Below are 12,722 nucleotides of genomic sequence, written 5' to 3'. Positions count from 1 at the left end.
GACCCAAAATAAACAGACAGATGAAATTAGATTCTAAAATTCCCGAAGGCCCTTTAGCGGAGAAATGGACAAAACACAAGTTCAACCTCAAGCTGGTCAACCCGGCGAATAAGCGCAAGTATGATATTATCGTAGTCGGCACCGGATTGGCAGGCGCCTCGGCAGCCGCATCGCTGGGAGAGTTGGGCTACAACGTAAAAGCATTTTGCTTCCAGGACAGCCCCCGCCGCGCGCACAGCATCGCAGCACAAGGCGGTATCAACGCAGCAAAAAATTATCAGAACGACGGCGACAGCGTCTACCGTTTGTTCTACGACACCATTAAAGGCGGCGACTACAGAGCACGCGAAGGCAACGTCTATCGCCTCGCCGAAGTGAGTGTGAACATCATCGACCAGTGCGTGGCACAAGGCGTACCCTTCGCCCGCGAATATGGCGGACTGTTGGCCAACCGCTCTTTTGGTGGCGCACAGGTATCCAGAACGTTCTACGCCCGCGGACAAACCGGACAACAACTTTTGCTCGGTGCCTACTCGGCGCTGAACCGTCAGATCGCCAACGGCAAAGTAACGATGTACACCCGCTCCGAGATGCTCGACGTGGTGATCGTCGACGGCAAGGCCCGCGGCATCATCACCCGCGACCTGGTGTCGGGTAAAATCGAATCACATTCTGCTCATGCCGTGTTGCTTTGCACCGGCGGCTATGGCAACGTGTTCTTCCTTTCCACCAACGCAAAAGGCTCGAACGTAACGGCGGCCTGGAGAGCGCACAAGAAAGGCGCTTTGTTTGGCAACCCTTGCTATACACAAATTCACCCTACATGTATCCCCGTTTCAGGAGATCACCAATCCAAGCTCACGCTCATGTCGGAATCGTTGCGTAACGATGGCCGCGTGTGGGTGCCGAAAGTGGCGCGCCCCGGATTGAAAGCGAAAGATGCTGCGGCCATTCCCGAAGCGGATCGCGACTACTTCCTCGAAAGAAAATATCCTTCATTTGGTAACCTCGTTCCCCGTGACGTGGCCTCCCGCAACGCCAAGCAAATGTGCGACGAAGGTCGCGGCGTAGGATCCGGCCTGGCCGTGTTCCTGGATTTTGCCGATGCGATCAAGCGCGATGGAAAGAAAACCATCGAAGCGAAATACGGCAACCTGTTCGACATGTACCAACAGATCACCGGCGACAATCCCTATGAAGGGCCGATGATGATCTACCCCGCCGTTCACTACACCATGGGTGGACTTTGGGTGGACTATAACTTAATGACCACGGTTCCCGGCTTGTATGCCCTCGGCGAAGCCAACTTCTCCGACCACGGTGCAAACCGCCTCGGCGCCAGCGCGCTTATGCAAGGTTTGGCCGACGGATACTTCGTGATCCCTTACACCATCGGCGACTACCTCGCAGGTTTGCCCACCGAAAAAGTGAGCACGGACCGTCCGGAGTTCAAGGAAGCCATCGACAAAGTGAACAACACGGTTCAGAAATTCTTGTCCATCAAAGGCAAGAAGACCGTAGACGAATTCCATCGCGAGCTCGGCTTGTTGATGTGGGAGTTCTGCGGCATGTCGCGTAACGATGCGGGCTTGAGAGGAGCCAAGCAAAAGATACAAACCCTGAAAACGGAATTCTGGAAGGATGTGAACGTGCTGGGTGGCGGAAACGAGCTGAATCAGGAATTGGAAAAAGCCATGCGCGTAGCCGACTTCATCGAGTTGGGCGAACTCATGGTGGACGATGCCTTGAACCGCACCGAATCCTGCGGAGGACACTTCCGCGAAGAATCACAGACACCCGACGGCGAAGCGCTGCGCAAAGACGATCAGTTCACCTATGTGTCGGCCTGGGAGTTTAAAGGCGAGAACCAACCGGAAGAACTTCACAAGGAGCCCCTGGTATTTGAAAATGTTAAATTGACTCAAAGAAGCTACAAATAATATGAAGATTAACCTGAAGATTTGGCGCCAGAAAAACAAGGATACTAAAGGTTCCTTCAAGTCATATCAATTGGACCACGTGTCCGCCGATATGTCCTTCCTGGAAATGCTGGACGTACTGAACAACGACCTCATTCACAAAGGTGAAGAGTCTGTAGCCTTCGATCACGACTGCCGTGAAGGGATTTGCGGAATGTGCAGCCTCTATATCAACGGTCGCCCGCACGGCCCGCAGCAAACCACGACTTGCCAGTTGCACATGCGCACGTTCAAAGATGGCGAGACCATCGTGATCGAGCCTTGGAGAGCAAAAGCATTCCCCGTCATCCGCGACCTCGTCGTGGACCGCACGGCCTTCGATCGCATTCAACAGGCCGGTGGCTATGTGTCGGTGAACACCGGCGGCGTGCCCGATGCCAACGAAATACCCATTGCTAAAAAAGTAGCCGACGAAGCGTTCGACTCCGCCGCATGTATCGGCTGTGGCGCTTGTGTCGCAGCGTGTAAGAACGCTTCCGCCATGTTGTTCGTGAGCGCGAAAGTATCGCAGCTCGCCCTCTTGCCACAAGGAAAACCCGAGCGCAAAGAACGCGTGGAGAAAATGGTGGCGCAGATGGATGAAGAAGGATTCGGCGCCTGCACCAACACGGGTGCCTGCGAAGCGGAATGTCCGAAAGGCATCAGTCTTACCAATATCGCGCGCATGAACCGCGAGTACTTTACTGCCATCACTACGTCGTATGAAGTGAAAGTTGGTGGAGGAGATTAAGAGAAAATAGCATTCGAAAAAAGGCGGCTATCTTTAAAGGTAGCCGCCTTTTTTTATGGGATCTTGGTCGATTGGAAGCGGGTGTTGCAAACAAAAGAATAAACTAAGAACAGTTCTAAACATAACCCGTGCTTTAGTCTGGATCATTAAATAAAAAAGGCTGCCTTTGGGGCAGCCTTCCATGCTTTTTGAGATTGTATTTTACTCGCTTTTGCAGACGCTTATTCCCAAACGTCCCGAGCTCACATCTGTGCTGGCGGCCTGGCCGATGTTTCCCGCGGCCAGGATGATGTCCCGGTCGGGTCCTGTAGCGCCCAGGTGCACTTTCACGCAGGCGTTCAGTTGCAACAGTTGTGCATAGGTGACTTTCGATTCATCTGCCAATTGGAGCAGGTTGGTTTCGCTGGCGCCGCTCTTTCCCTGGACGGGGTTCAACAAGGCTGCAACTGCCGCGTCGGGGGCCGCGATGTTGCCCATGTGAAGGTGAACGGGAAATTCTGCTGTGCCGTCCGTGCCCGTCAGGGCCAGGTCGATCAATGCAGTTCCATCTTTCTTTTCTTTAAAGGTCACCGTTCCACTGATGTTGTAGGTGGATCCGGCTTGTAAGGAATACACGGTTTGGTTACCCGTTAAATCCGAATTTACGGCTTGTTCGCTTTCGCGGCAGGCTGAAAGCAGCATGCCCATGGTCAATACCCCCAGAATCAACTTTTTCATATGCCCCGTCATTTGGTTATTAAAGGTAAATATTTTGGTACATACTTCACTATTTGAACCTTATTCCCCGTTAGATTTGTCTGTTTGGTCAAGATTGGCATGGAAGTGGTATTTGACTAACGTAATCGGTAAAAAGTTATTTTGTGAAAAGATTCTTTGCGGTTCTCATCGTCCTGGCAGCCTGCAGTCCCAAGGTGCAGCCGCCCGATCCGGAATCATTGAAACCCTCGTGGCTCAAAACAACCCCTTACCAGGACGGCTACTACACCGGCATTGGCCATAGCGTAAAAGACGGTACCAACAACTACATCCAAGCCGCCAAGAAAAGCGCCCTCGACGACCTGGTCTCCGAAATTAAGGTGAATGTGTCCAGCACCTCCGTGCTCAGCCAACTGGAGTTGGATAAAAAGCTCACCGAGCAGTACCAACAGGTCATCCAAACCACCGCCGCTGACGAGATTGAAGAATTTGAACTGGTCGACGCCTGGGAAGACAACGCCAACTATTGGGTATACTACCGCCTCTCCATCGCCCGCTACCGCCAGATCAAGGAAGAGCAAAAGCAAAACGCCACATTGCTGGCCACCGACTATCTGCAAAAGGCCAGACAAGCCGAAAAAGCCGGCGAACGTCTCCAAGCCATTGGTTTATACTTCCAGGCCTTTCGCAGCCTGGAGAAGTACCTGGGAGAAGCCATCCGTGTCACGTTAGACGGCAAAGAGATTTTGTTGGTCAACGAGATCTACAGTTCGCTGCAAAGCATTTTGGATAAAGTGAACATCCGCGTCACCCCGGCAGAGATCACCCTAAACCGGCGTGTAAACCAGACCACGCAAACCGTCACCGCCAAGGCCACCTATAAAGACAACAACAAACCCTCGGAGGGAATGCCGTTGGCCGCTGCATTTGAAAAAGGCGCCGGTGATGTTTACCCAACCTACAAGGCCGACGGCACCGGGCAGGCAAAGATCCTGCTCACCAAGATCGGCTCGAAAGACCTGGAACAGACCGTGGCCATAAAAGTGGACATCGATGCTTTGAGTGGTGCAGGAAGCTCACCGCTCTATGCCATCATCGCCAAAACCCTGAACGTTCCTCGTGCGCAGGTAGACCTCAAGGTCCAGCGCCCCATCGTTTTTCTGACGGCACAAGAGAAAACCTTCGGCCAGCAAAAGGCCAATTTTCAGATCAGCAACAAGCTCAAAAATCTGCTGGCCAACAATGGCTTCGAGTTCACAGACGATAAAAAGTCCGCCGACCTCTGGTTTGATGTTACCGCCGACGCGGAAAAGGGATCAATATCCGGGAGCATTTACATCACCTACCTTACAAGCGTAATCAAAGTTTCAACGGTGAAGGAAAGCAAGGAAATATATGCCACTACCTTCGACCGCATTAAAGGCTACGGCCTCGACTATGACAAGTCGAGCGTGGATGCCTATAACAAGACCATGGAAACCCTGGAAAAGGAACGCATGAATGAATTGCTGAACACCGTATTGCAGTGATTTTGTTGCGGTCGCTGGCCTGGGATGGGCTTAGACTTTGGTATTTAAATTGTTTACATATAACTTACTATAACTAAATAATGTCGAGTATGAAACGAATCACCTATTCTACCTTGATGCTGGTTGCTCTCGGAAGCGTTCTCCTGGATGCTTGTAAAAGCAAAGAGAAGACCCCGAAAGGCGAAACAGAAGTAAACGTACCGTGTTCGGGCCCTGATTTCTTTACCACAAGCAAATTCTTCCGCGCCAACTCCATCGGTGAAAGCCAGGACCAGGTAACGTCCAAGAAGAAGGCCTTGGCCAACGCACGCGCAGAACTTGCGGCCAGCATTCAAACCACGGTAAAAGCCGTTACCGACAACTACACCAACTCCCGTGAAATGAACAACAAGGAACAGGTGGAGGAACGTTTCGAACAACTGAACCGCGAGATCGTGGATCAGAAACTCACCGGCCTCAAAACCATTTGCGAAAAGCTGATGAAGACCGAGAACGCCACGTACAAAACCTACATCGCGATCGAACTGTCGGCCGAAGAACTGGTGGCCACCTACAACGAACGTCTTTCCAAGGACGATCGCCTGAAGATCGACTACGACTACGAGAAGTTCAAGGATACCTTTGAAAAGGAAATGGAGAAAATGGGCAACAACAACTAAGCCCACACTTCAATTTTCTGCACAGATGCCTCGGTAATCACCGGGGCATTTTGCATTTTAGGGTAGACCAATCTCGCAAACCATGGCAGGCTATTCCGGCACACCCCTTTTAAAAAAACTGGGCATTAAGGAAAATACCAGTGTTTATGCTTTTAAGCCCCCGGCCGACTACTTCGATCTGCTGGGCGCATTGCCGGATGGCGTCAAGGTGAAAGAGAAGGCGTCGGGTACGCTGGATTTCATTCACATCTTTGTCAAAGAGCAAGCCGTGTTCGAGAAGGAATTTCTCCGTGGCCAGGCGTACCTGAAGAAAGACGGCATGTTGTGGGTGTCGTGGCCCAAGAAAGCCTCGAAGGTGGCGACAGACCTCGATGAAAATGTGATCCGCGATTTTGGCCTGAAGAATGGCTTGGTCGATGTAAAAGTTTGCGCCGTCGACGAGGTGTGGTCGGGGTTGAAATTTGTTTTCCGGTTGAAGGATCGATAACGCTACTCCACCATCTTTTCCGCATGCATCGTTTCAGTGTTCAGCAGCGCGATCAAAAATAAGATCAGGCAAACGCCTACCTGGATAGAGATCGACAGCTCCTCGCGATAGGCAAACCCAAACAATGCCTGGCAAAGGCTCACCATAAACGTGGCCAGAAAGAACACCCCCGAAACGCGCACGATCATTTTCAAAAAGAACAAACGACTGCTCCGCGTAAACACATTGGCACCCGCGATGTGTTCCTGGAAATGCCGCACATAAAGATCGGCCATAAAGCAATAACCGATGATCTGCGTGAACAGCAGGATATACAAAACCAGTTCCACACCTTCGCGGACCTCGATTGGCGCCCCGGCGAAAGACTTTTCTGCGGTCAACAACAAACCGTAGACAAGAAAGGGGAGGAAGTGTTTCCAGGACGACCGGACCCTGCGGTCAGCGTCCATCCGGTGTTGGCAGTAGAGGCAGAGGAAAGGTCCATACAGCAAACTGACACCGCCGGCAGCGTAACGCAGCAGCAGGTTGCTTAAAGGGATCAGCGGTTCCGCAAGCCCTACCGTTAACGACAACGTATACAACCCCAGGAAGCGTACGGCATGCTCGTGCCGCGGCTGCTTCACCATCAGTAAAAAAAATGAGGTGAGTGTGCCCAGTAAAACTCCTGTTCCGGAAACGAAAGCTAGCATATCGACGTTAGACCGTTCATAAGGCGAGGCCGAACCTGGTTCAGGAAGCGAAGTTGCCAGCGCCGGGGCAAATTTGGATCACCCGTAACAAGTGATTTTTGCTGGGAACATTCGATTGCGCTGCGATACGAACAGTTGTTAAGCCGGTGAAAAGACAATTTTTATAACATATTGATTTGAATTTTGTAAAGCATAGTCTACTTTCGTGATAGATATTATAGAATAGATAAGATATATAGATATGAAAAATGTGATTTCCTGTACAACCAAGAAGATGAACACAGCGAAGTGTTGCTGTAAACATCTTAATGCCCATGCAGGAATATCCGGTACGTAAGACAAACACAAATCGAATCGTCTAACAAACACAAAACATACCGAGCCTTTCCTGCCACAGGAAAGGCTCTTTTATTTATCGACATCGCCACCAAACGAACAACCGCTAGAACATGGAAAGCTTCCGCACAGAATTAGAAGACTTGAATAACCCCGTCGTTGCACGCGACATCATCGACCTGTCAAAAAAGATCCAGCTTTTTCGCGACGGCAAGATTGATGACGAAAAATTCCGGAGCCTCCGGCTTGCACGCGGTATCTATGGTCAGCGCCAACCCGGCGTGCAAATGATCCGCATCAAGCTTCCCTTCGGAAGATTGAGCACCAAGCAGATCCGCCGCATCGCCGACATCTCCGACGAATACGCCAGCAGCACCCTGCACGCCACCACGCGCCAGGATATCCAGATCCACTACGTGAGCCTGGACAAAACCCCTGAGCTATGGGCCAAGCTGGAAAAAGACGAGATCACCACACGCGAAGCCTGCGGAAATACAGTTCGTAACATAACCGCTTCCGCCACGGCCGGCATCGACCCGAAGGAGCCCTTCGATGTGTCGCCTTATGCGCACGAGATGTTCCGCTATTTTCTACGCAATCCCATCTGCCAGGAAATGGGTCGTAAATTCAAAATTTCATTTTCTTCCAGCGAAGAAGATACTGCTTTCAGCTTCATCCACGACCTGGGCTTCATCCCCCGCATCGTCGATGGCAAGCGTGGCTTTAAGGTAATGATCGGTGGTGGTCTTGGCGCCAACCCGACCCTGGCCGAACTGGCCTATGACTTTCTGGAAGAAGATCAGATCATTCCCTTCGCCGAAGCGGTGCTCCGCGTGTTCGATCGCTATGGCGAACGCAACCGCCGCATGAAGGCGCGCTTCAAATTTTTACTGACCGACATCGGGTTGGAAAAAGTGATGGCGCTGGTGGCCGAAGAAAGAACCGCTATCAAAAACAAATCGTATCACATCAACACCGCGATACTGCCCGACGCAGTGATCCCGAGCGAAGTAGCCACCGGTCCGGCAGCGATCGCCGATCAGAAGCGCTACGACCGCTGGAAAGACACCAACGTGTTCGAGCAAAAACAACCCGGATTCTTTGGCGTGAACGTGAGAGTTCCCCTGGGTAACTTGTCGTCGAAGTTGGCCCGTCAGTTTGCCAATGTGGTGGACCAGTACGCTGCGGACGACATGCGTGTAACGATCAACCAAGGCTATCTCCTCCGCTTCGTGCGCCCCGAGAACCTGACGCACCTCTACGTGGCCCTCGACCAATTGGGCTTGGCCGAACCCGGCTTCGACAGTGTGGCCGATATCACGGCGTGCCCTGGAACGGATACCTGTAACCTCGGTATCTCCGACAGTACCAACATTTCGCTGGCACTGGAAAAGGTGATCCGCAATGAGTTCCCGGACCTCATCTACAACAACGATATCAAGATCAAGATCAGCGGCTGCCCCAATTCATGCGGTCAGCACGGCCTGGCCAGCATCGGTCTGCACGGCAGCACCATCAAAGACAAGCAAGGCAAGGTAATGCCCGCGCTGGTGGTCCTGTTGGGTGGAGGCAAAGTGAAGAACGGCGAAGGCATCATCTCCGACAAGATCATTAAGATCCCCAGCAAACGCGGCCCCGACGCATTGCGTATCCTGTTTACCGACTACGAGACCAACAGCCTCGAAGGCGAATACTACCACGACTACTTCAAGCGTCTTGGCCGCAACCATTTTTATCAATTGCTGAAGCCGCTTGGCGACATCACGGCGGTATTGCCGGAAGAATATATCGACTGGGGTCAGGATCACAATTTCATTCTGCACACCGCCGTGGGCGAATGCGCAGGCGTGATCATCGACCTCGTGGCAACATTGTTATACGATTCGGAAGACAAACTCGGATGGGCGAAAGAAGCTTACGACCAAGGACTGTATGCCGATTCGATCTATCATAGCTATAGCGCGTTTATCAACAGTGCGAAGGCGTTGTTGCTGGGTCGCGATATCAAACCGAGCACGCAATATCAAACCATCAGCGACTTCCAGAAAGAGTTTGTGGATACCGGAGTGTTTCCCTTCGAAGGCAACTTCAAGGAATACGTGCTCCGCATCAACAAGAACGAACCCTCTGAAGCCTTTGCCGCAAAATTCATTGCCGAGTCGACAAAATTCATGGAAGATGTGGCCGCTTACCGCGCCGCAGAAACTGGCGAGAACGTCGTAGAAAAAGTAGCTGTAGCAAAATGATACCAACGATATTCACATTCGAAAAAGTACCCCGCCTCACGCTGGTAGGCGCCGGCCCCGGCGACCCGGAACTGATGACGCTGAAGGGCCTCATGGTTCTGAAGACGGCCGACGTGGTGCTGTATGACGCGCTGGTATCCGAAGAGATCTTGAACATGATCCCCGTGCACGTGCCCTCATTTTCGGTGGGCAAAAGAGCGGGAGCGCATTCGCATACACAAGACGAGATCAATGAATTGATCGTCGACTACGCCTATGTGTATGGCCACGTGGTGCGCTTGAAAGGCGGCGACCCGTTCGTGTTTGGGCGGGGTGCGGAAGAGATCGCTTTCGCGGAAGCGCATGGCGTGCAAACAACCGTGGTGCCGGGCATTAGCAGCGCGTTGGCCGTGCCGGCCAGTGTGAACATCCCGGTAACGGAACGCGGCGTGAGTGAAAGTTTTTGGGTGATCACCGGCACGACAAAAGCCGGCGAGCTTTCGGGCGACCTGGCGTTGGCTGCGCAATCTACGGCAACGGTAGTCATCCTCATGGGGCTCAACAAAGTGAAAGAGATCATGGAATTGTTCCAGGCGCATGGAAAGTCGGGAACACCGGCGGCCATCATCCAAAACGGTACGCTCCCCAACCAAAGGCTGGTGACGGGAACCGTGTCCGACATTGCTGCAAAGGCATCGCTGGCAGGCATCGGCTCACCGGCCATCATGGTCGTGGGTGAAGTGGTGCAACACGCCCGTGCCCTGGCCGCTGTGACACAAGAAGTAGCAACACACTATCAATAAAAGTTACCACCATGGAGCGCAACAACCTGTTTCCCGTTTTCCTCAAGCTGGAGTCGCTCGACACCCTCATCGTCGGCGGCGGCAACGTAGGCCTTGAAAAATTAACGGCCATCCTCAAGAGCAGCCCTTCAGCCAAGGTCACCTTGGTAGGCCGCACGATTCAGGATGCCATTAAGGACGTGGCCAAAGCCCATCCCACGGTGAAGCTATACGAGAGAAATTTCAAATTGTGGGACCTGTGGGACAAAGACATCGTGCTCCTGGCCACCGACAACCGCAGCTTGCACGAAGCGATCAAGAAACTGGCGCGCACCCGTCGCATCCTCACCAACGTGGCCGACACGCCCGACCTCTGTGATTTCTATTTGGGCTCTGTCGTCACAAAAGGAAACCTGAAGATCGGCGTCTCCACCAACGGCAAATCCCCGACCATATCCAAGCGCATCCGCGAATACCTCGACGAGGCCATTCCCGACAACACCAACGAGCTGCTGGACAACATGCAAAAGATCCGCGACCAGATCAAAGGCGACTTTGGACAAAAGGTGAAGGTTCTGAATGAGATCACAGCGTCGTGGCTGGAAGAAGCCGCTGTGGTGAAATAAAGCCAAAGCTGGTTCAAGTGTTCACACTTGAACCAGTCATATAGCAAGTCTTCAGACTTGCGAAAAAATTAATCCCTCAAATCCTTCCGCATATACTTCGAACAAATAGGACAGGTCTCCCAAACATGTCCCCTTGCCGGACAATATTCCCTGCCAAAGTAGATGATCTGCAAATGCGCTTTGTTCCACTTCGACTCCGGGATCAATCGCTTTAAATCCTTCTCCGTCTGCTCCACACTTTTCCCATTCGATAACCCCCAGCGATACGCCAGGCGGTGAATGTGCGTATCCACCGGAAACGCGGGCACCCCAAACCATTGCGTCATCACCACCGACGCCGTCTTATGTCCCACGGCGGGCAATTCTTCCAACGCCTCAAACGTATTGGGTACCTTCCCATCGTACTTGTCGATCAAGATCTTCGACAACCCGTAAATGCCCTTCGACTTCATGGGCGACAAGCCACACGGCTTGATGATCTCGCGAATTTCATCGACACTCATCTTCACCATATCATAAGGATTGTCGGCCTGCTTAAAAAGCGATGGTGTGGTCTTGTTCACGCGCTCGTCGGTGCACTGTGCCGAAAGCAACACGGAGATCAGTAACGTGTAGGCATCTTTGTGATGCAACGGAATGGCTGGATGCGGATAGTAATGCTCGAGGATGGCGAGGATGTCGTTTACTTTTTCAGCCTTGGTCATAACGATGTGTGCGACGTTCAACAAATGAGAAAATGAGACTTAGGGATAAAGCAGGTATTTCTTGCGCATGGCTTTATACTGATCCAGGTCTTTCTGCCACGAAGCCCTGATCTGGTCTTCGGAAAGTCCGTCGATGATCTGTTGTCGCAGGGCTTTTGTGCCCGACCACCGTTCGAAGTGTTGAACAAAGAAATGTTCTTTATCGGGGAAGATCTTGTACATGTCGATCAGGTAGTGCAAGTCGAGTCTTTTGGCAACGGGCACTTGTCGCAGGTCGAGGCCGTAGCACAACTTGCCTTCTTGTGGAGGATCGTTTGCCATCCCCGGAATGTCCACCGGCGTGAACTGGTAGGGGAGGCTCTTCAGGTCGGGATGGCCAATCACCTGGAAAGGGGTTTGGGTGCCGCGCCCCAGGCTGATGGGTGTGCCTTCAAAAAAGCAGATGGATGGATACAGGCGCACGGCCTGATCGTTGGGAAGATTGGGTGAAGGCTTTAAGGGGAGTGAGTAGGCATCGTTATGCGTCCAGTTTTTCAAAGGAACGACTTCCAGTTCGCATTTCTTTGCACCCTCTAACCAGCCTTCGCCGTTGATTACCTGCGCATATTCTCCCACGGTGAGGCCGTGAACCACGGGCACGGGATGCATGCCGATAAACGATTTGAACTCCATCGACAAAACAGGGCCGTCGATGTAGGATGCATTTGGATTGGGCCGGTCCAGCACGATCACTTTCTTGCCATTTTCGGCGCAGGCCTCCATCAGGTAGTGCAGCGTGCCGACATAGGTAAAGAACCGTACGCCCACATCTTGTATATCAAAGATCACGATGTCCACGTCGGCCAGTTGTTCGGACGTGGGCTTGCGATTGTTGCCATAGAGCGACACGACGGGCAGACCCGTTTTTGTGTCCACACCATCCTGCACATGTTCGCCAGCCGCGGCGTTGCCCCGGAAGCCATGCTCCGGCGACATGATCTTGATGATGTTGACCCCGCGGCTTTTCAGCGTATCGGCCAGGTGGGTTTTGCCCACCGTGGCCGTATAATTCACCACCAATGCCACGCGTTTGCCTTGAAGTTTGGGCAACAGCACATCGAGCTGTGCAGCGCCGGTGAGCACTTCCTTCTTTTGGGTTGGGGTGGTCGCTGTGGCGCTGGGAGCAGGGGTGGTGGTCTTGGGGGTGGTGCAATACGTGGTATTCCACACGATCAAGAGTAATAGGAGGAGTTTCTTCATGATCCGTTCCGGGCAGTTGATTGTGGTCTGCGGTTATCTTA

General features: G+C 52.5%; 12 protein-coding genes. 8 read left to right on the top strand and 4 right to left on the bottom strand.

Annotated elements, in window-relative coordinates:
* Positions 1-20 precede the first annotated feature (20 nt).
* The gene (locus tag D4L85_RS32370; RefSeq protein WP_119758243.1) at positions 21-1,940 is read left to right on the top strand and encodes a fumarate reductase/succinate dehydrogenase flavoprotein subunit; all 1,920 of its coding nucleotides are present in this window, start codon (positions 21-23) and stop codon (positions 1,938-1,940) included.
* A gap of 1 nt (position 1,941) precedes the next feature.
* A complete protein-coding gene (locus D4L85_RS32365; RefSeq protein WP_119758242.1) occupies positions 1,942-2,709 on the top strand; it encodes a succinate dehydrogenase/fumarate reductase iron-sulfur subunit in 768 nt (255 codons plus the stop codon).
* 201 nt (positions 2,710-2,910) lie between these two features.
* On the opposite strand, the gene D4L85_RS32360 is transcribed toward D4L85_RS32365, so the two are convergent.
* Positions 2,911-3,426, bottom strand: a complete 516-nt coding sequence (locus D4L85_RS32360; RefSeq protein ID WP_119758241.1) for a hypothetical protein — start codon at positions 3,424-3,426, stop codon at positions 2,911-2,913.
* 143 nt (positions 3,427-3,569) lie between these two features.
* On the opposite strand from D4L85_RS32360, the gene D4L85_RS32355 reads away from it, so the two are divergent.
* From D4L85_RS32355 to D4L85_RS32345, 3 genes are all read left to right on the top strand, one after another.
* Complete coding sequence (locus tag D4L85_RS32355; RefSeq protein WP_119758240.1) at positions 3,570-4,934, top strand: LPP20 family lipoprotein; 1,365 nt, start codon at positions 3,570-3,572, stop codon at positions 4,932-4,934.
* A gap of 89 nt (positions 4,935-5,023) precedes the next feature.
* Positions 5,024-5,593 (top strand): hypothetical protein, encoded by a 570-nt coding sequence (locus D4L85_RS32350; RefSeq protein WP_073135330.1) that lies wholly within the window; start codon positions 5,024-5,026, stop codon positions 5,591-5,593.
* A gap of 82 nt (positions 5,594-5,675) precedes the next feature.
* Positions 5,676-6,080, top strand: a complete 405-nt coding sequence (locus tag D4L85_RS32345) for a DUF3052 domain-containing protein (RefSeq protein WP_119758239.1) — start codon at positions 5,676-5,678, stop codon at positions 6,078-6,080.
* Between the two features lie 2 nt (positions 6,081-6,082).
* Here D4L85_RS32345 and D4L85_RS32340 read toward each other — a convergent pair whose 3' ends face one another.
* Positions 6,083-6,769, bottom strand: coding sequence for a hypothetical protein (locus tag D4L85_RS32340; RefSeq protein WP_160144144.1), 687 nt, complete (start codon positions 6,767-6,769; stop codon positions 6,083-6,085).
* A gap of 449 nt (positions 6,770-7,218) precedes the next feature.
* On the opposite strand from D4L85_RS32340, the gene D4L85_RS32335 reads away from it, so the two are divergent.
* From D4L85_RS32335 to D4L85_RS32325, 3 genes are read left to right on the top strand one after another with little or no spacing between them, the layout of a single operon-like run.
* The gene (locus D4L85_RS32335; protein WP_119758237.1) at positions 7,219-9,351 is read left to right on the top strand and encodes a HEPN domain-containing protein; all 2,133 of its coding nucleotides are present in this window, start codon (positions 7,219-7,221) and stop codon (positions 9,349-9,351) included.
* Positions 9,348-10,133 (top strand): uroporphyrinogen-III C-methyltransferase, encoded by a 786-nt coding sequence (gene cobA / locus D4L85_RS32330; RefSeq protein ID WP_119758236.1) that lies wholly within the window; start codon positions 9,348-9,350, stop codon positions 10,131-10,133. The genes D4L85_RS32335 and cobA overlap by 4 nt, the downstream gene beginning before the upstream one ends.
* Positions 10,134-10,144: 11 nt before the next feature.
* Positions 10,145-10,738, top strand: a complete 594-nt coding sequence (locus D4L85_RS32325) for a precorrin-2 dehydrogenase/sirohydrochlorin ferrochelatase family protein (protein WP_119758235.1) — start codon at positions 10,145-10,147, stop codon at positions 10,736-10,738.
* Between the two features lie 68 nt (positions 10,739-10,806).
* Here D4L85_RS32325 and nth read toward each other — a convergent pair whose 3' ends face one another.
* Positions 10,807-11,442, bottom strand: coding sequence for an endonuclease III (gene nth, locus D4L85_RS32320; protein ID WP_119758234.1), 636 nt, complete (start codon positions 11,440-11,442; stop codon positions 10,807-10,809).
* 39 nt (positions 11,443-11,481) lie between these two features.
* Positions 11,482-12,681 carry an exo-beta-N-acetylmuramidase NamZ family protein gene (locus D4L85_RS32315; protein WP_119758233.1) on the bottom strand — a complete coding sequence of 400 codons (1,200 nt, stop codon included), beginning with the start codon at positions 12,679-12,681 and terminating at the stop codon, positions 11,482-11,484.
* Between the last annotated feature and the right edge of the window lie 41 nt (positions 12,682-12,722).

It is taken from the genome of Chryseolinea soli (genome assembly GCF_003589925.1).
Taxonomy (GTDB): domain Bacteria; phylum Bacteroidota; class Bacteroidia; order Cytophagales; family Cyclobacteriaceae; genus Chryseolinea; species Chryseolinea soli.
The sequence above is the reverse complement of the archived record's forward strand: the minus strand, read 5'-3'. Positions and strand labels throughout refer to the sequence as shown.